This window comes from Acinetobacter sp. WU_MDCI_Abxd143 (assembly GCF_025514195.1).
GTDB lineage: Bacteria > Pseudomonadota > Gammaproteobacteria > Pseudomonadales > Moraxellaceae > Acinetobacter > Acinetobacter pittii_H.
In genome coordinates, this window is sequence record NZ_JAHPTH010000002.1 from 458,344 (window position 1) to 477,554 (window position 19,211).

The 19,211-nt window shown below is 38.7% G+C and carries 17 protein-coding genes; 6 read left to right on the forward strand and 11 right to left on the reverse strand.

The window, feature by feature from the left end; translation table 11 throughout:
• Positions 1-66: 66 nt before the first annotated feature.
• From KTI79_RS07035 to KTI79_RS07055, 5 genes are read right to left on the reverse strand one after another with little or no spacing between them, the layout of a single operon-like run.
• Positions 67-1,665 (reverse strand): ABC transporter ATP-binding protein, encoded by a 1,599-nt coding sequence (locus KTI79_RS07035; RefSeq protein ID WP_086375958.1) that lies wholly within the window; start codon positions 1,663-1,665, stop codon positions 67-69.
• Positions 1,640-2,650 carry an ABC transporter permease gene (locus KTI79_RS07040; protein WP_086375957.1) on the reverse strand — a complete coding sequence of 337 codons (1,011 nt, stop codon included), beginning with the start codon at positions 2,648-2,650 and terminating at the stop codon, positions 1,640-1,642. Before KTI79_RS07040 ends, KTI79_RS07035 begins: the two co-directional genes overlap by 26 nt.
• Positions 2,650-3,702 (reverse strand): ABC transporter permease subunit, encoded by a 1,053-nt coding sequence (locus KTI79_RS07045; protein ID WP_032054858.1) that lies wholly within the window; start codon positions 3,700-3,702, stop codon positions 2,650-2,652. Before KTI79_RS07045 ends, KTI79_RS07040 begins: the two co-directional genes overlap by 1 nt.
• Before the next feature lie 31 nt (positions 3,703-3,733).
• The gene (locus tag KTI79_RS07050; RefSeq protein WP_032054859.1) at positions 3,734-5,569 is read right to left on the reverse strand and encodes an extracellular solute-binding protein; all 1,836 of its coding nucleotides are present in this window, start codon (positions 5,567-5,569) and stop codon (positions 3,734-3,736) included.
• A 15-nt stretch (positions 5,570-5,584) separates the two neighbouring features.
• Positions 5,585-8,800, reverse strand: a complete 3,216-nt coding sequence (locus KTI79_RS07055; protein WP_032054860.1) for a LysM peptidoglycan-binding domain-containing protein — start codon at positions 8,798-8,800, stop codon at positions 5,585-5,587.
• 232 nt (positions 8,801-9,032) lie between these two features.
• Here KTI79_RS07055 and dnaQ point away from each other — a divergent pair, with 232 nt between their 5' ends.
• From dnaQ to nudC, 3 genes are all read left to right on the forward strand, one after another.
• Positions 9,033-10,412, forward strand: a complete 1,380-nt coding sequence (gene dnaQ / locus KTI79_RS07060) for a DNA polymerase III subunit epsilon (RefSeq protein ID WP_032054861.1) — start codon at positions 9,033-9,035, stop codon at positions 10,410-10,412.
• Positions 10,413-10,542: 130 nt separating this feature from the next.
• Positions 10,543-12,186: a hypothetical protein gene (locus KTI79_RS07065; protein WP_032054862.1), complete on the forward strand. Its 1,644-nt coding sequence runs from the start codon at positions 10,543-10,545 to the stop codon at positions 12,184-12,186.
• Positions 12,186-12,929, forward strand: coding sequence for an NAD(+) diphosphatase (nudC, locus tag KTI79_RS07070; RefSeq protein WP_032054863.1), 744 nt, complete (start codon positions 12,186-12,188; stop codon positions 12,927-12,929). Before KTI79_RS07065 ends, nudC begins: the two co-directional genes overlap by 1 nt.
• A 28-nt stretch (positions 12,930-12,957) precedes the next feature.
• Here nudC and KTI79_RS07075 read toward each other — a convergent pair whose 3' ends face one another.
• The 3 genes from KTI79_RS07075 to KTI79_RS07085 all read right to left on the reverse strand — a co-directional run bounded on the left by KTI79_RS07075 (position 12,958) and on the right by KTI79_RS07085 (position 15,013).
• Positions 12,958-13,821 carry an alpha/beta hydrolase gene (locus tag KTI79_RS07075; protein ID WP_032054864.1) on the reverse strand — a complete coding sequence of 288 codons (864 nt, stop codon included), beginning with the start codon at positions 13,819-13,821 and terminating at the stop codon, positions 12,958-12,960.
• Positions 13,822-13,824: 3 nt separating this feature from the next.
• The gene (locus KTI79_RS07080; RefSeq protein WP_002117601.1) at positions 13,825-14,532 is read right to left on the reverse strand and encodes a BON domain-containing protein; all 708 of its coding nucleotides are present in this window, start codon (positions 14,530-14,532) and stop codon (positions 13,825-13,827) included.
• A gap of 79 nt (positions 14,533-14,611) precedes the next feature.
• Positions 14,612-15,013, reverse strand: a complete 402-nt coding sequence (locus KTI79_RS07085) for a YraN family protein (protein WP_005070523.1) — start codon at positions 15,011-15,013, stop codon at positions 14,612-14,614.
• 209 nt (positions 15,014-15,222) lie between these two features.
• On the opposite strand from KTI79_RS07085, the gene rsmI reads away from it, so the two are divergent.
• Entirely contained in the window at positions 15,223-16,059 is an 837-nt protein-coding gene (gene rsmI / locus KTI79_RS07090) for a 16S rRNA (cytidine(1402)-2'-O)-methyltransferase (RefSeq protein ID WP_032054865.1), read from the forward strand.
• Between the two features lie 2 nt (positions 16,060-16,061).
• On the opposite strand, the gene KTI79_RS07095 is transcribed toward rsmI, so the two are convergent.
• Positions 16,062-16,952, reverse strand: a complete 891-nt coding sequence (locus KTI79_RS07095) for a LysR family transcriptional regulator ArgP (protein WP_032054866.1) — start codon at positions 16,950-16,952, stop codon at positions 16,062-16,064.
• 105 nt (positions 16,953-17,057) lie between these two features.
• Between KTI79_RS07095 and KTI79_RS07100 the strand changes: the two genes are divergently transcribed.
• On the forward strand, positions 17,058-17,660 hold the full coding sequence (locus KTI79_RS07100) for a LysE/ArgO family amino acid transporter (RefSeq protein ID WP_032054867.1): 603 nt from the start codon (positions 17,058-17,060) through the stop codon (positions 17,658-17,660).
• A gap of 55 nt (positions 17,661-17,715) precedes the next feature.
• On the opposite strand, the gene KTI79_RS07105 is transcribed toward KTI79_RS07100, so the two are convergent.
• Positions 17,716-18,357 carry a cation transporter gene (locus KTI79_RS07105; RefSeq protein ID WP_032054868.1) on the reverse strand — a complete coding sequence of 214 codons (642 nt, stop codon included), beginning with the start codon at positions 18,355-18,357 and terminating at the stop codon, positions 17,716-17,718.
• Between the two features lie 65 nt (positions 18,358-18,422).
• On the opposite strand from KTI79_RS07105, the gene KTI79_RS07110 reads away from it, so the two are divergent.
• Positions 18,423-18,824: a Cd(II)/Pb(II)-responsive transcriptional regulator gene (locus tag KTI79_RS07110; RefSeq protein WP_032054869.1), complete on the forward strand. Its 402-nt coding sequence runs from the start codon at positions 18,423-18,425 to the stop codon at positions 18,822-18,824.
• Between the two features lie 38 nt (positions 18,825-18,862).
• On the opposite strand, the gene KTI79_RS07115 is transcribed toward KTI79_RS07110, so the two are convergent.
• Entirely contained in the window at positions 18,863-19,114 is a 252-nt protein-coding gene (locus KTI79_RS07115; protein ID WP_002117665.1) for a hypothetical protein, read from the reverse strand.
• Positions 19,115-19,211 lie beyond the last annotated feature (97 nt).

A 19,211-nucleotide genomic window follows, 5' to 3' on the forward strand; every position in this document is an offset into this window, starting at 1 on the left:
GCAACTTTTTGCATAAGAAGTTTAAACAAAATTTATTTATATAAAACAATCAATTAAAAAATATCTTTAAAAGGATGCTTTAATTAACTGTTTCGTATATTCACTTTGAGGCTTAGAAAATAAGAGTTCAGTTTCCTGATATTCAACAACTTTTGCATGACGTAATACCAGCACTTTGTGGCAAAGTGCTTTTACTATATTGAGATCATGACTAATAAAAATATAACTTAACTGCTCGCTTTGCTGTAATTGTCGCAATAACTTGATCATGGCTTTTTGCGTGGTCCGGTCTAAGGCAGAGGTAGGCTCATCCAAAATTAAAAGTTTAGGCTGAACCACTAAAGCTCTAGCTAAGGCCACACGTTGACGTTGGCCACCTGAAAGTTCATGTGGGTAACGATGTTGAAAATCTTCAGCCAATTCAACTTTTACCAATACAGATTCAACTTGCTGTTTGATCTCGTTATCAGCTACTACTTTCACTTTCAACCCTTCAGCAATAATCTGCCCTACTGTCATACGCGGGTTTAAACTTCCAAATGGGTCTTGGAAAACAAGTTGAAAATCTGATCTCATCAACCGTAGCACTTTTGGCTGTAGCTGATTCAAATCTTGCCCTAAAAAAACAATCTGCCCTTTACTCTGAATAAGCTGAACCAAAGCGAGGGCTAAAGATGACTTACCAGCACCACTTTCACCAACCACCCCAAGCGATTCACCTAGAGCAAGGTCAAAACTCAAATCTTCTATTGCAGTGAAATATCCTTGGATACGATTTAAAATTCCTTTTCTTATAGGAAACTGTACGCTGAGGTGTTGTACTGATAAAACGTTTTGTTGAGCGGATTTAGGCTCTACACTTCCAAAATCATGATCTAATAACTGTGCTGTATAAGCTGTTTTAGGGTTTGTAAAAATTTGGCTCAGTTCACCTTGCTCTACTACACGCCCACTTTGCAATACAATAAGTTTCTCAGCATAGCGATGTACTAAATTTAGGTCATGGCTAATTAAAATAAGTGCCATTCCATATTTGCTTTGCAAAGATTTTAATAGCTCTAAAATCTGTATCTGTAAAACCACATCCAATGCAGTAGTAGGCTCATCAGCAATTAAAATTTTAGGCTGAAGCGCCAATGTCATCGCAATCATGACACGTTGTCTTTGTCCACCAGAAAGCTCATGCGGATAACGTTTTAAAATTTGCTCTGGTTCAACAATTCCCACATCTTTAAGCAGTTCAACTATTTTTTGTCGAATTTCAAGTTTTGAGAAACCCGATAATAGAAGATTTTCCCCTATAATTTTTTCAACACGATGAAGCGGATTTAATGCAGTAGCAGGCTCCTGAAAAATCATAGCGATTTGGCGACCACGTAAATTTGATTGAGCTCTTTCATCTAGCTCAAGCATGTTTTGTGAGCCAATCCAGACCTGACCTGTTATTTCTAATTTTTCTTGTAGCAACCCCATTATTGCTAAGCAGCTCACCGATTTACCTGAACCACTTTCGCCAACAATAGCAAGTGTTTCCCCTTCACTTAAGTAGAAATTCAGGTCATCCAATAAAACCTTTTGATCTTTAGTTTGAACTGAAAGATGCTCTACCTTTATTAATAATGTTGAAACATTGTTTAAATTATTTTCTTGGGTCAAACGCATCACGGGCCGCCTCCCCAATATAAATTAAAAGTGAAAGAACAATTGCCAGACTAAAAAATCCTGAAATTGCTAGCCATGGCGCATCTAAATTATTTTTACCTTGTAACAATAACTCGCCTAATGAAGCTGCATCGGGTGGCAAACCATACCCTAAAAAATCAAGAGCAGTTAAAGCACTAATATTGGTGGTTAGAATAAAAGGTAACTGAGACAAACTTGAACTGATCGCATTTGGCAAAATATGCCTAAAAATAATCGCGCGATCGGTCACTCCCAAAACTTGGGCTGCACGAACATAATCTAACTGGCGAGCTTTCAAAAATTCTGCTCTGACAATTCCCACCAAAACGGTCCAGCCAAAAAAGAGCATAATAAAAAATAGCCAATATACATTTGGAACAAACATGCTGACTAAAATCATGACCATAAAAAGCATGGGTAAGCCATTCCAGACCTCAACCAAACGTTGTCCTAATAAATCGACCCAACCGCCATAGTAACCTTGAATGGCGCCTACAGTAATTCCAAATAAAGAGGAACAAAAGGTTAAAACTAAACCAAAAAGTAACGATACTCTTAAGCCATAAAGAATGCGGGCAAAAACATCCCGTCCCTGATCATCTGTTCCTAACCAGTTTTGCTTGGAAGGCGGTGACGGCACAGGAACTGCCAAATCTAAATTGGGCGTTTGATATGAAAACTGAATGAGGGGCCAAACTGCCCATCCTTTAGCCTCAATAAGCGATTGTACGGCGGGGTCTTTATAATCAGCTTCTGTTTCAAACACTCCACCAAACGTCGTTTCCGGATATGTTTTAAACACTGGCAAATAGTAAGAATCTTCATACTTCACTAACAATGGTTTATCGTTAGCAATCAACTCCGCGGCTAATGACAAAAGCAAAATTAGACTAAATAAAATAAAGCTGGCCCAGCCCAATTTATGCTGTCTAAAACGCTGTAATCGTGTCCGCACAATCAAGGACATTATTTGCCTCCTTGTGCATCAAAGTGAATTCGGGGATCAATCCACTGGTACAACACATCGCAAATAAGTCGTAAAAGCAGACTAAACAGCGTGAAGAAAAACAATACGCCAAAAATAACCGGATAGTCTCGCTGAACAATTGCTTCAAAGCCCAACAAGCCCACCCCATCTAAATGAAAAATAATTTCTACAAACAGATTACCCACAAAGAAAATACCCGCTAACACTTCTGGCAAGCCTGCGAGCACAACTAAAATAGCATTACGAAATACATGTTTATATAAAACTTGTTGGCTGTTTAAACCTTTTGCATAGGCTGACAAAACGTAGGGTTTATTGAGTTCTTCTAAAAATGAGTATTTAGTTAAATAAGTTAAACTGGCAAAACCGCCTAATACCATGGTAATCAGTGGCAAAGTCATATGCCATAAATAATCGGTAACTTTGCCCCAAAGACTAAGTTGATGGAAGTTATCTGATACTAAATTTTGTAAGGGAAACCATTGAAAATAAGAGCCACCCGCAAAAAAAACAACTAATAAAATGGCAAATACAAAACTTGGTACAGCATATCCCACCACAAGAACTAACGAAGTGGACCGATCAAACCACGAACCTTGTTGTCTTGCCTTTTTAATTCCCAGTGGAATAGAAATGAGATAAATGAGTAATGTACTCACCAACCCAAGTGAAATGGAAACAGGCATTTTTTCCCATAACAATTGCAAGACAGATTTATCTTTAAAGAAACTTTGTCCAAAATCTAAAGTTAAATAGCCTTTTAACATTAACAAAAACCGTTCAGGTGCGGAACGATCAAAGCCATACTGCGCCTTAATTTGTTCAACCATTTCAGGGCTTAAACCTTGAGCACCTTGATAATAAGTTTCTGCACTCAATGCACGACCAATTCCCAAATCGCTTTGTGCCTGATGTATTGCTTGCTCAACTGGCCCACCCGGTGCAATTTGCACAACCACAAAGTTAATCAATAGAATGACAAACAATGTGGGAATCATTAAAAGAAGTCGCTTAAGAATATATGAACCCATATAACAGGATTTCCTTTATGGCAGGTGCTTTTTATTGTTGATGTAAATATTTGGCAACTTTTTTGGCTTTGTTTGCATCACTCCACCAATATTCCATCCCAGAAGAAAGTGCTGGTTTAACTTTAGGTTGTTGATACATATTCCAATAAGCATACCAGTTTTCACCTTTACCATAAGTCGGGATTTGATAATAACCAGCTCTAAGCAATCGATCGAGAATGCGAGTATAAATAATCTGTTGTTCACGGCTTTTGCTCGCAACGAGTTTTGAAATCACTTGATCAATTACTGGATTTCGAATACCCGCATAATTGTAATTTCCATCCTGAGCTGCGGCGATACTCCCCCAAAATTGAGTTTGTTCATTTCCCGGATTGAGAGATTGCGGCAAATTCATTGTGGTCATATCAAAATCGTAACGGCGAGTCCGTTCTAAATATTGCGGAGCATCAACCTGACGTAAATTAACTGCAATACCTAATTTTTTTAAGTTACGAATAAAAGGTAGAAGTGTTCGTTGTTTACCATCTTGCTGAATTAAAAACTCAAGCTGAACTTTCTTTCCTTCAGGTGTAAATAGCTGTTCTTCTTTAACTTTATAGCCAGCTTGTATAAGCAATTGGCGCGCAGTTAATAAATTCTGACGATTGAAACCACTCGCATCAGACACGGGGTATTTCCAATTTGCTAAAACACCTTGCTGCATGAGTGGAGATAACTTAGGTAATAACGGTTTTAACAACTCTAATTCAGTTTTTGAAGGTCGACCTGTTGCTGCTAATTCACTATTTTCAAAATAACTTTGTAGGCGCTGATATTGCCCATAAAACAAAGCTTTATTCTGCCATTCAAAGTCATAGGCATAGGTTAAGGCTTGTCTAAAACTAATATCATTTAAAGGTTTTCGCCTAGTGTTAAACACATAGCTTTCAGTGGCAATCGGATTATGGTGACGAAACTTATATTGAGAAACCAACCCTGCTTTTACGGCTGGAAAACGATAATCTGTAACCCATTTTTTAGGATTAGTTTCTTCATGCAAAGTGTATTGCCCAGATTTAAATCCTTCAAAAGCAATATCCCAATTTCGATAATAAACATATCTCAAGCGGTCAAAATTATAACGCCCCTTATTAATAGGCAAATCTTTTGCCCAATAATTCGGGTTTCTTTTATAACTGATGCTTCTACCTGCATCAACTCGTTCAACTACATATGGCCCCGAACCAATAATTGGTTGTAAGGTAATTCGGCTAAAATCTCTTTTTTGCCAATCTGCTTTTGAATAAATGGGTAAGGTTGCCAAAATGAATGGCATTTTAGGGTTGTGGGTAGACTTAAAACTAAACTTTACTTGATGGGCATTTATTACTTCTGTTTTTGCCAAATCAGCAAGGTACATTTGCAAACCTAAATTGGACTTCGTTTGATAAGCATCAAAACTAAATTTAACATCTGCCGCAGTGACCGGCTGTCCATTACTAAAACGCGCTTTAGAGTTTAAATAAAAAGTCACTGATTGCGTTTTTTCTGGATCATAACTCACTTTTTCTGCCAAAAGCGGATATAAAACCCCCACCTCATCAAGTGATTGAGTCATTAAGGTATCAAAAAGATAATTAACGCCCTCTGTCGCATTCCCCTTCCCATTCATACTATTAAGGTTATCAAAAGTTCCTTGAGCTGCCTGACTTAACACACCACCTTTCGGGGCACTGGGGTTTGCATATGGCATAGCCATCATTTTTAAATACTTAGGCTTAGAATGAATCGCTATATATGAAGTGGTTTGCTGTGCAGAAAAAACTGCATGCGAAACGACACTGAGCCCGACTAGCAGGCTCAGTTGAATATTTAATTTATGCATAAGTGGCTAATTATTTTACAAATTAGGCACTTTAATAACATCACCAATGCGAAGCTGAGTAGAAGGTGTTAAATTATTTAGCTCAGCCAAGAAATTGGTTTCTAAACCATATTTGCTAGCAAGGCCAATTAATGTATCACCACGCTTCACTTTGTATTCCACAACAGTTTTTGGAATTACAATATTTTGGCCGCGCTGTAAATTAGCACTCGCTTTTAATGCATTCATTTCAGCAAGTTCACGCACTGAAATGCCTGCACGGCTCGCAATACTATTTAATGACTCACCAGATTTCACAGTATATCTTTCAGTGTTTTTACCAGCCGCAACTGTTTTAGTTGAAGACTTGGTATCTACTTTAGCTGTTTCTACTGTAGTTACATCACCTGTTAGTTTTAAACGTTGCCCGACACGAACGCTACTGGTACGTGAAAGACCATTTAATGAAGCAAGGTAGTCCAACTGTAAGTGATAGCGGTTAGCAATATTACCTAAGCTATCACCCGATTTAACTGTATAAGTTTCTGGTGTTTCTTCTTTAGTATTTTTAGAAGATTTAGTTGGCACTTCTTCAACCGTACCTGTTAGTTTTAAGCGTTGACCAGCACGCAAACCAGCAGTACGAGACAAACCGTTTAGGTCAGCTAAATAGCTAGTTTGCAAATTATATTTACTCGCAATCGCATTTAAGCTATCGCCAGACTGTACAACATATTGTTCTGGAACACTTAAGCCTGTCGGTACTTTTAAAGTTTGACCAAGCTGCACATGGCTATTTGCTTTTAAGTTATTTAACTCGGCTAACTCAGCTAGGCTAATTTTTGATTTAGTTGCAATACTAGATAAAGTATCACCACGCTGTACTTTATAGCCTTCTGTTTTATAAGAAACACTTGGTGATGCTTTCTCAGGTTTACTAGAAGTCTTAGTTTCAGCAACTTCATCTACAGTAATATCTTGTGTAGGCACATTAATTTTTTGGCCTACCAACAAATTACTGCCCGCCGTTAAGCCTGGGGTTAACTCAGCAAGTTCCTGATTCGAGAGCGCATAACGATCTGCAATCAATTTCAGGTATTCACCACGCTTCACAGTATAGCTCTTAGTTGCTATACGTTTTGCATTTGCTTGAACTGCTTTTGGCTCGGCTTTAGCACTTGAGCGGCTATTCTTTGGTTCTTTTAACTGTAGTTTTTGCCCTACAAATAAGCCATCTGTCACTGATAAATCGTTATATTCAGCCAATTGTCTTACTGACAAATTAAACTGATTCGCTACACCACTTAAGCTATCGTTAGCCTGAACGACATATACATCAGGTTTAGCTGTACTTTTCGAAGTCGTTTGAGTTTCTTGTGGTTTAGCATCATAAAGATAAAGCGTTGACCCTACATATAACGTCTTTTCAGGGTCAATCTGGTTCCACTTGGCAACATCGCGCCAGTTTACGCCGTTTTTCATCGCAATAACGGCTAAAGTATCACCAGGTTGTACTGTATAGGTACTACGTTTGCCTTTTGGCTGCACAACCACTACATCTGTATCTGTTTTAATATAAGGTTTGTCTTTATTGCGACGCCCATCTTCAGAGTTAGCAACAGTCACGTCTTCAGCTAAAGTTTTTGGATATGCAAAACCTTTACTTACTTCTTTACCTTGTTGCTCTGCAACTGACTGGCTTGTTTGAATCGCAGTTAACTTAATTTTGCCGTCATAAGGATCAACAATTTCTGTTCCTTGTGGAGCAATAGCTTTCAACTCAGCAACTACTTGGTCTTTTTCAGCCTGCGTTGGTTGTGGCTCTAAAGCTTGTTGAACTGTTTCTTTCTCACCTTCAGCTCGAACTGCCGCTAAAATCTTCTCACGCTCTGCAGCCGAGATTGGTGGCTCTGTCTTCACTTGCTTAATATTTGCCGCTGGTGTCACAGCGACCGGAATACGTGGAGCACTCGGGACATCAGCCGAAGCTGCAAACGCGGCTAAAGCATCAGACCCTCGAGGTGTTGAAGTTTTTACCGTACTAGAGCTGCTCGTTGTTTTAGTAGGTGTTGACGGCTTAACTGGTTGAACCTGATTTGCAGGTGTTGTCTTAATTGTTACCGAAGTTGAAGCACTTGCATCTGGCTTAGATGGTGAAGTCGCATTTGCCCACCAACCTGAACCACCACCCGATTTAAGACGTTTTAATTTATTGTCAATTGAAGGGCTTAAATCTGCTGGAATCAAGATACGCATTGGACTTGCAGGGTCCACCATTTCACCACGATATCCTGGGTTTAATGCATAGAGTTCCGAACGGCTTAATCCAGCTACAGAAGCAATTTCGCTTAAAGATAAAGGTGCAGATAAAGTCACTTCACGGAAATGGGGTCTATTTGCAATTGGTGGTAAAGAAATACCGTAAGCTTTTGGGTTTTTAATAATTTGGGCAACAGCCAAGAAACGCGGAACATAGTTCATGGTTTCCTGAGGTAATTTTAAAGACCAATAATCAGTTGGTAGCCCAGCTGCCTGATTTCGGTTAATCGCCTGTTGAATACGTCCAGGACCTGCGTTATAGGCTGCTAAAGCGAGTTCCCAAGAACCGAATTGGTTATATAAGCTTCCTAAAAATTCATACGCTGCACGGGTCGACTCAACAACATCTCGACGACCATCATACGTACCTGTTTGCTTTAAACCATAAATACGACCAGTACTCGGAATAAATTGCCATAGACCTGCTGCGGCTGCACTACTTGTTGCAGCTGGGTCATATGAACTTTCAATCACAGGTAATAATGCAAGCTCTGTCGGCAATCCGCGGCGTTCAGCTTCTTTAACTGTATGATACAAATAACGACTTGCGCGGGCACTTAAACGATCAAGGTAAGGCTGACGAGAAATAAACCAACTACGCTGAGCTTCAATACGTGAATCCCAATGGTTCAGATCCATTTTGAAACCCACAGACATACGCTTCCAGACATCACCGTGCTTTAAAATAAGCAGACGGTCACCCTCTACAGCACGCATATCAGTTGCTGAAAGTAAGTCTTCCAACGAATCAAGGCTACTCGCATCTAAATAACCTGCACCACTGACCTGTTTTGATTTTGAGGTTTTTGCAGATTGCGGAGTCGATGAACAGCCTGTTGTAATACCCAACGCAGCTAACGCAGAGCTAAGTACGGTAATTTTGAACAATGATGCTGCAGATGGCTGCCACACAAATGTGGTTGGTTTATACATAAAAACTTCCAAACAACTCGCGTAATATTTTTTGGGGTCTGCCCACAAACCCTGGGTCTTCGATGCCATTGTAGTAAAGCATGCAAGATAGACAAGGCAATAATTTAATGTCATTTGCACGGAAATGTTACAAGAAATTAAAAAAACCTTGCTTTGATACGATGGAACCGAACTTTTTGCGTATACAATACACCATATTCAGTTCTTTTTCTTTTAGTTTAGGTTTCGATTTATGTCTCAAACAATCACACTGTATGTTGATGGTGCATGTCGTGGCAATCCGGGTTTAGGTGGTTGGGGCGCATATGTCATTACTGAGCAGGGTGAACATAAATTATTTGGCGGTGAACCTGATACGACCAATAACCGTATGGAACTTACTGCTGCCATTGAAGGTGTTTCATTTTGCCCAGCCGATGCACATTTGATTATCTGGACAGATTCAAATTATGTGAAGCAAGGTATTACTGAGTGGATTCATGGCTGGAAAAAGAAAAACTGGAAAGATGTAAAAAATCCTGACCTTTGGCAGAAATTAGATGCTGTCTGTGCGGGTAGAAATATTGAGTGGAACTGGATTAAAGGCCACGCAGGACACCCTGGCAATGAAATGGCAGACCAGCTGGCGAATTTAGGTGCAGACAAAACTGCTAAAGAACTCAAGCAACCACAGTCTGCCACTGTATCGCAAGATATAAAAAAGCCTGAACAGGACTGGTTGCTAGATGACCCTTTCGGGTTTGATCTGGCTGACGCAACAGAAGAAGAAAATATGCATCTTGAAGCATCTGAAGAAGTTGAGATGATTATTGTGGAAGAAGAAATTATTGAAGTTGAAACTGCCGAACAAGAAAGTAAGCAGCCAACCAACAACATTCATCCTCAAATCGTTGTGACCGAAGCCAAATTAAAATTACAAGGGCCTCGACAACTGATTCTTGATACGGAAACCACTGGTTTTTATTTCCAAGATGGCGACCGCATTATTGAGGTGGGTGCGATTGAGATGATTAACCGTAAACTTACGGGTAGCTCAATTCATATTTATATTAACCCACAAAAACCAGTGGGAGACTCAGAAAATATCCACGGGATCAGTGATGATTTCTTAAAAGATAAACCGCTCTATGCGGACATTGCTGACACCTTATTTGACTATCTCAAAGGTGCAGAGATTATTGCCCACAACGCGACCTTCGATATGAACTTCCTTGATATGGAGTTTAAACGCGTAGGGCTTCCTGCACTTTCTGAAGTATGTGAGGTAACGGATACTTTAGCTTTAGCGAAAAACAAACATCCGGGACAAAAAAACTCCCTTGATGCGCTTGTAAGACGTTATGAAATTCCAGCACGTGACCGTACTTTCCACGGCGCGTTACTCGATGCTGAAATTCTTGCTGATGTTTATTTGGCAATGACTGGTGGTCAGGTTTCTTTTGATATAGATGCCTTATCTCAGAGTGAAAATAGCCAGCAAACAACCAATAGAAGCAGAGTTCAGATTGACCTCCCCGTAATTTACCCTTCAGATGAAGAGTTAAATACACATGAGACTTGGGTCAAAGAATATGAGGAAAAACACGGAGAACCTTGCCTTTTTGCAAAATAAATTTTTGATTCTTTAGTGTTTTTAGCTTTTCCCCTTTGTAAGTTAAGTTATATTAGTCGCATAGATTTTTAGCTCAATTTAATGAGCACTACGAATATAACAATTGATTTTTTTGCAAAGGGGAACGTTTATGTCTGAGCATACGTCGATTCATTTCGATCCAACAGCCTTACTCATCATTAAACATGAAATTGATCGTTCAATAAAACTGGTTGAAGGTGCTGTAAGCACCTTAATTGAAGAACAAACTCTCCCTTTTGGTATTGATGATGCATTAGAACAGTTTAAGCAATGCACTCAAGTACTACGCTTAATTGATATCCCCTATCTTGCAAAAATCACTCAGTATTCAACTGAGTTGATGCAAAAAATTATTGCGAATCCAGCACAAATTAATACTGATGATGTCGTTGCCTTAAGCGAAGGCACAACCATGGTAAAACGTTATATTGAATTTATCTGTTTGCGCGAAATACAAGTTCCACAGTTTCTTCTTACAACCTTAAATAATTTAGAATTGGCTTTAAATAAGCCTCTAACTACATCAGGACAGGCTCTTGTTCCTTTACTTGCAAATACTTCGCTCGAACTGCCTTTGCCTGAAATATTAATTAGTGAAAAAACTCAGTTCATCCATCAACTCTATAAATTATCTCTACATCAATTTTTGAAAAAGACAGCTGCAATCCAAAATTTTCAGGCGTTTAAACTTATTGCTACCTATTTAGTTAGCATGGCAAACCATCAGCCAAGCCAACAATATTGGCAGCTCGTCAATTACGCTTTTAACCATATTGATCACCTTCTTTTAAATGATTCACGCCTACGTGTACTGATTAATATTGAAAGTCATATTGCTCTATTTTTGGCAGCACCCGAAAGTTTTGAACCTAATTTAGCGGCATTCGCAGATATTTTAAGTATTGTCATTGCTCAAGAAGATGAGATTGCTCACCTTATTCGTAACCAGCTTCATATGGGTGATGAAACACCGACTGATACTCAATTACTCGTTTTAAGTCGCCATCTCTTTGGTCCTGACTTTGACACGATGCACACTGTCAGCCAATTAATCTTGGATGAAATGAATAAGGTACGAAACGATATTGAATACAACTACCAAAATATGTCTCCTGAAAAAGCACAGCAGCTACAAGCGAGCCTTTTACAATTGGCTCATACCTTTAAACTTCTAAACCTTGATGAAGCCGCCTCTGCTCTTTCTCAACAAGCCAGCAGTTTAAGTCAACTTAACATTTTAAGTGATGAAAACTATGCTCAGCAGCTGATGAACAGCATTTTATCTGCCATGAACTCAATTGGTATTTTGGTACGCAATTACACGTCAAATCGTCTACAACTTAGCGTGCATAATACGGCTATTTCTTTAGATCGCCTTGATGAAGCTCATCAAGCTTTGCTTACCGAGACAAAAAATTTAATTGATTTTATCTGTCAGAGTCTTACTTTGTATGCCAATGATCAGACACAAAATGTTGAAGCCATTGCAGGTTCGTTAAAAGAGTTAGCGGGTGCAGCCGAATTTTTAGGAAGTACGACTCAACAACATGCTTTACTCCAAACTGCCCAATTCGTTCAAGAGCAACTTCAACAAAACCAGCCTTTTAATACAGACCAAATTCACTGTATTTTTAACGTATTGGCAGGCATTGACATGTTAGTTGACAATTTAAAAAATAAACAACCTGTTCTACAATCCATGTTTAATGTAGCATTGTCGAGTAGTCAACAACTTCAAAAAAAGGCAGCTTAATGTCTGAATTATCACTTGCTTATATTTTCCATCATCAACAATTACTGGTTGACCAGAACCTTCAATTACCCAAAGTCGAAAAGTTAGCAAGTGATTTACTTTTCACTCATGATGAGCAGGTCATTGCGCGTGACTTGCTTGCTGAGGAACCTATCCCCGAAGGCTTACAACTTGTTCCAATTCGCCAGCTTATTACCAGCTGGTCGAAAGAACAGTTTTTGCAAGCGAGCCGTGCTGTTCAATTACTTGAATGGCGACGTAACCATAAGTTTTGTAGCCACTGTGGACATCCGACAGAAGTTCATCCAACCGAATATGCAATGGTGTGCCCGTCTTGTCGCTACCACCAATATCCTCGTGTAAACCCTTGCATTATTACCGTCATTACTCGAGGTGATGATGAAATCTTACTCGCGAAGTCAGTTCACAATAAAACCAACATGTATGGTTTGATTGCGGGCTTTGTTGAGGTGGGCGAAACACTTGAAGAGGCAGTACAACGTGAAGCCTTTGAAGAAGTCGGTTTAAAACTCAAAAATATTCAATATATGTCAAGTCAGCCTTGGCCATTCCCAAGTAACCTTATGGTGGCATTTCGGGCAGAATATGAGTCGGGTGAAATTAAGCTTCAAGAAGAAGAAATTGCAGATGCACAATTCTTTAAATTTGATCAATTACCTGATATTCCGTTTAAAGGAAGTATTGCTCATTCAATGATTATGCAGATTACCCAAGCTGGGTAATCTGCCATGTTTTAAACGAGACTCTCGTTTAAAACACTTCTTCGAGAAAATGTAAGATCGTTCTTTTCGTTCTGAAATAGTGGCTAATAAAGCTAGAAAGACTGGCCAAAATTGTAATATGTCCAGTTTTGGGAATCACAGCGATATGACTGTGATTTCCACTCTGTCTTAAAGCCCGATCCAAATCCAACGTATTCTCTTTGCCAACAAGCTGATCATTTTCAGCCATGAACAAGTAATGTTTAATACTATTTTGATTGACGAAATAGTATGGCATCACTTCTTGATAAGAAATACTTTGATCAAAAGCATCTTCAGCTAGTGGGTCACCCTTATAATCAAAATGATAAGGTCCAGCTAAACCGAAAATCGCCTTAATATTTCCTAAACATTGAATAGGATTTGGCGTTGGGTGATAAACAGCAGACATTACATTAAATGCCCCTGCTGAATGCCCCATAAGCACAACATTTTCTGTAGAAATTTCTAGTTTGTCTTGGTTTTGATGTAAATAATTCAATGCCTGAGTCAGGTCATCAACAAAACTCGGAAAAATATTTTTAGGAGCTAATTGATAGTTGATAACTGCAACGTCATAGCCTTCTTTAGCAAACGTCTCACCAATAAAAAGATAATCTCGCTTATTACCATGTTGCCAAGCACCACCATGTACAAAAACAATAAGAGGCTGATGTGCTAGTTTTTTAACAGATCGGTAAATATCCAAACGGTGACGCGGCTTTAGACCATAACGTACATTTGCGACCTGTTCAAAACCATCTTTTGGCGTAAAACGATTTAAAGCAAAACTCCCCAAATCATAAAGGCGGAACTCTTTATAGAGAGTTCGCGCCTGTTCAATTTTACTTTGTAGTTGTTCAATCAGATTCATAAATTACTGTGCATTCGAAGCTGGATCTGTTTGGTCAGGATCAATTGCAACAGGAGTTTGAACTGTTGGTTGAGCAATGACGTTATTAATAATTGGTGTAGTCGTTGCACTAGCAGTACTCGCCGCTGGCGCAGGTGCTAAATCAACGTTATCAATGAGTGTCACAATTTTGGTCACGTTACCAACATTTTGAAGCACATTATTTAAATCATTAATTTCAGCTGTATTTAAACGGCCCATGACATAAAGTACGCCGTCTTCGGTATGTACGAGAACCTTACTATCAGAAACTACAGGTGCCTTCATTAAAAGCGCACGTGTATTGGCTGTTACACCCGCGTCTTGCATAATCGTGTTGTAGCTGACTTTATTACCAACGGTAATGTAGTTATGTACAGCTTTTACATCACTCATGGCTTTAAGATTGTCTTCTGCCAATTGTTTCAAGTATGGATCTGGCACTTGTCCTGTTAATAAAACAGTACTATGGAAACTTTCAATATTAATACGTGATTGTTTAAAACGCTGATCAAGCTTATAAAGATTAATATTCGCTGTACGTTTAATTGAAGAATCAATGAATACCTGACCTAAGCTACGTACACCACTATCTGTTCCGACTGGAGCTGTACCTGTTCCACCAGAAATAAAACTTGCGCAACCTGACAAACTTGCGACACAAAGCGCTGTTACAGCAATACGTTTCAACACTCCACCAGACTCCTATCAATCTCTTCTTGGCTTGATCATAAAACATCGGTTTTAATTTGCTCAAAAGAGTAATGAACTCTTAATCCAAAGTAAATGCATTTTCGATCCATTGCAGATCATAATGGAAATTTGAAAAGTCTTGCTGTACTGTTTTTGCAATTTTCTGTGGAAAATCAAAACAAATCACATCAAAACGACAATAAAAATCCTGATAAGATGGGTAGCGTTGTAAAAAACGCATCGCGGTTTTAATAATTTTCTTCTGCTTTGTTCTTGTCACCATTTCACAAGCTTGTCCATAATTTCCTATAGTACGCGCCTTTACCTCCACAAAAACCAGCTCTTGCCCTCTTTTAACAATCAAATCCACTTCACCACGGCGTGAATGGTAATTACTGGTTACCCATACATAGTTTTGCTTTTGCAACAGGTTTAAAGCCGTTTGCTCTGCCCATTTACCCAACTGCTGCGCTAATAGCATACTTATCTTCCCCAAATTAAAAATAGCACCACATATTTTGATGCTTAAATTATTTCGTTAAATCCACCCGTACTTTCTGATTTAAATTGAACAAATGAAAATCAGATCATTTTGGAAAAGCAAAGGTTGGCAGACATTGTTCACGCCCAAATCATAATTTCGGGTAAACTACCCCATTAAAATTGTTTATCTGTACGGAGTAAAACCAAATGAGTGCTCAGTTATTCGTTGTAGCCACCCCAATCGGGCACTTAGATGATATGACTTTCCGTGCAATTGATATTTTAAAATCAGTTTCTATTGTAGCTGCCGAAGATACGCGTCAATCAGCACAATTATTTAAGCACTATAATATATCGACTCAACTTACTGCATGTCATGATCACAATGAAAGCAATAAAATTGAGCAGTTAGTTCAAAGATTACTTGCGGGCGACAATGTTGCTTTAATTAGTGATGCAGGTACGCCGCTTATTAGTGACCCCGGTTTTAAGTTAGTTCGAGCTGCTCAAGAACATGGCATTAAAGTTGTTCCTGTGCCTGGTGCATGTGCTGCAATTGCCGCTCTAAGTGCAGTAGGTCTACCGAGCGATCGTTTTAGTTTTGAAGGATTTTTGCCATCAAAAGCTTCTCAACGTATTTCTCAATTAGAAAAACTCAAAAATGAAACTCAGACCTTAATTTTCTATGAAGCACCACACCGTATTTTAGAATGTGTAAAAAATATGGCTGAGGTATTTGGTGAAAACCGCCCTGTAGGTTTCGCACGTGAAATTACCAAAACCTTTGAAACCATCAAAAAAATGACTTTAAAAGATTTGGTCAGTTTTATTGAAAATGATCACAATCAAGAAAAAGGCGAAATTGTTCTTGTAGTTGGCGGTGCACCAGAAAAAACAGATCTGGAACAAGAGAAATTAGATGAGCTTTTAAAGCGCTTACTTCAAGATTTATCTGTTAAAGCGGCATCTCAACTTGCTGCAGATCTAACAGGTATTAAGAAGAAAGTTGCTTATCAACGTGCGCTTGAATTAACACAATCTTAAACTTATCTCAATATCTGTTTTGCTGACTGAACAATCCTCTCAGTCAGTGCATCAAGTTGCTGCGACTGTCTTTTCCAGTGGTGCCAATATAAAGGAACATCAAGTTGGGCTTCAGACATAATATCAACAAGTGTTCCATTTTCGAGTAGTGGCTGAACCTGCAACTCGGGCACCATGCCATAGCCTAAACCTAATTGAATTGCTTTGACGAAAGCATCTGTTGCTGGAATAAAACTATAAGGATAACTTTGCATCGGTAAACCGTATCCTTTTAATAAAACCTCTGAATGCATTAAGTCTTTATGATTAAAAATAACTGCTGGTGTTTTTCTTAATGTGTCTCTATTCACTCCATCACTGAACCATTTATTTACAAATTCAGCAGAGGCCAACATTTTATAACGCATTTTTCCTAGTGGTTGAGCTAAACAACCTGACATGACCTGCTCTTCTGCCGAAATACAGGCATTGACTTGTCCTGTCTCCAATAAAGTGTGCGTGTGAGATTGATCATCAATTTTTAGTTCTAATACTATTTTTTCTTTAAAAAGCGTTTGCTGAATATTTGGTAAAAGCCAAGTAGCTAATGAATCTGCATTTGAAGCTAGAGCAATTTTATAAAATTCAGATTCTGATGATTTTCCCATCAAACCTTGTAATAAATTTTGCTCCATTAACCTCGTATGACGTAAATGTTGTAATAAAGTTTGCCCTGCTTGAGTGAGCACACACGGGCGCCCCCGTATAATTAGTATTTGTCCTAAATACTTTTCTAAAGCCTGTACGCGTAAGGACACTGCCGAGGGCGTAATATACAAATACTCTCCTGCTGCATCAAAACTTCCCAATTCTGCAACTGCAAGAAAGGCTTCACATTGTTTGCTATCTAACATATCAAACCTAAATTTTTTTTAGCCAAACCTAAATATTCTTAATTTTACTTATTTCTTGATAAAAAGTCAGATAATTCCCACATCTGATTTTTTCACCTTATTGTTATGTTCTCTCTTAGTATATTTTTTAAAGGTTTCGGTATTGGCAGTGGGCTTATCGTAGCAATTGGAGCTCAAAATGCTTTTGTCCTCAAACAAGGACTTAAACAGCAATATGTATTTTGGTTGTGTTTAATCTGCGCTCTGTCCGACTCAATTTTAATTGCCTGTGGTGTATTAGGCTTTGCCGAAATCATGACGGCATCACCTATCTTAATTACCGTAGCTAAATATATAGGGGCAACGTTTTTATTAGTTTACGGTGCCAAAGCATTTTATGCTGCATTTAAGACCACCCAAAGTATGGACCTTGATAGCAGTCAAAAACAGACTTTAACTCAAGCATTAGTGACCTGTCTTGCCTTTACGTGGCTTAATCCTCACGTCTATTTAGACACTATTGTTTTGATTGGTTCCGTTGCAACTCAGCTTGAAGACAAAGTGAGTTTTGCTTTGGGGAGCATTCTTGCCTCTTGGGTTTTCTTTTTTAGTCTGGGCTATGGCGCAAGATTATTAAAGCCACTATTTATCAACCCCAAAGCCTGGAAAATTTTAGATTTCATTATTGGTTGCGTTATGTGGAGTATCGCTATAACCCTCTTGTTTTAACGACTTAAAATAAAAAAGGATCATATAAAAGATCCTTTTTTATTACTCTTTAGTATTACGCTTCACTGGCAACTATAACTCTTGCCTGTTTTCTTTCTTGTTGTGACTGTTTTATAACAGCATAGCCAGAAGATACACCCAAATATGCAATGACAAAGGCAACAATCAAATCAGGAAATACACTGCCTGTTCCAAATACCCCAACCGCCGCTAAAATTACAGCAATATTAGCAATTGAGTCATTTCTGCTGCACAGCCATACAGAGCGCATATTGGCATCCCCATCACGAAATGCATAGAGCATAAGCGCGACAGAAACGTTAGCAATTAGAGCCATTACACCAATTGCTCCCATCACCATTGGTTCTGGTGAAACGCCATAAAAATACGACCAGACCACTTTCGCAATAACAAAAACACCGAAAGCCGCCATCGTTATTCCTTTAACTAATGCAGCTGTTGCACGCCAATATAAACTCATCGAAAGAACGACTAAAGATAATGCATAGTTTGCTGCATCTCCGGCAAAATCCAGTGCATCTGCCCAAAGTGAAACAGATTGGGCCTTATAACCTCCCAATATTTCCACTACGAACATTAAGGCATTGACCACAAGCGCAATCCATAACACTTTTCTAAAACGTGGACTCACTTTCTTTGAAGGAGAACATGTTGAAGCACAACCACATCCAGCCATTTTATTTCCTCAAAAACTCTTTTATAGTGATTAAAAACCCTTGAGTAACTCCAGAGTCAAGTCTTATGAGTCTTTCTATTGGTCAATTATCAAAAAAAGCGGATATTCCAATTGATACGATCCGTTATTACGAAAAAGTAGGTGTGCTGGACCGTATTCAGCGCTCAGAAAATAATTATCGCGTTTATACGGAGCAAACTCTTGCAGACCTTTTATTTATTAAGCATTGCCGTGAATTAGATATTTCACTGAGTGATATTAAAACGTTAAAAGGAATGAAAGCCCAGCCTAAACAGGCCTGTACAGAAATTGATAATTTAGTAGATAAATACTTAAAAGAAGTATCTGAAAAAATCGAACGATTATTACTTTTAAAAGAATCTTTAATTGATTTAAAACAGCATTGCTCTACCAATCGAACAGTAGATGAATGCGGGATTTTGAAAGAACTTCAAAATGCACCTTAAAAATAAAAAAAGCATCACTCATGTGATGCTTTTTAGGATTAATGGTCGCTATGTTCATCTGGAGGAACTTCAGTAATTCTCCCCCCTCGAGCTAAAAATGCGGCAACTTCATCTTCCAGCGCTTGGCGCTGTTTTTGCTTAGCAGTCACAGTCAGTGTTTCTGCCTCAGCAATATCAGTATCATTAATACTGCTTGCCTCTTCATCAGCTGCACCACTTTCAGCTGCTTTCGCTTCATCTTCATCTACAGCAGAATCTTCTGCATCTTCATAATCATTGATATCTGACATTTTTCACTCCCCAGAATGATTTCTATTGCATCATCGCTATGGTCCCAAGACCTCAGAAATTTAGCAATCTCTTTGCATTTAGCAAAGAGCCAAATTG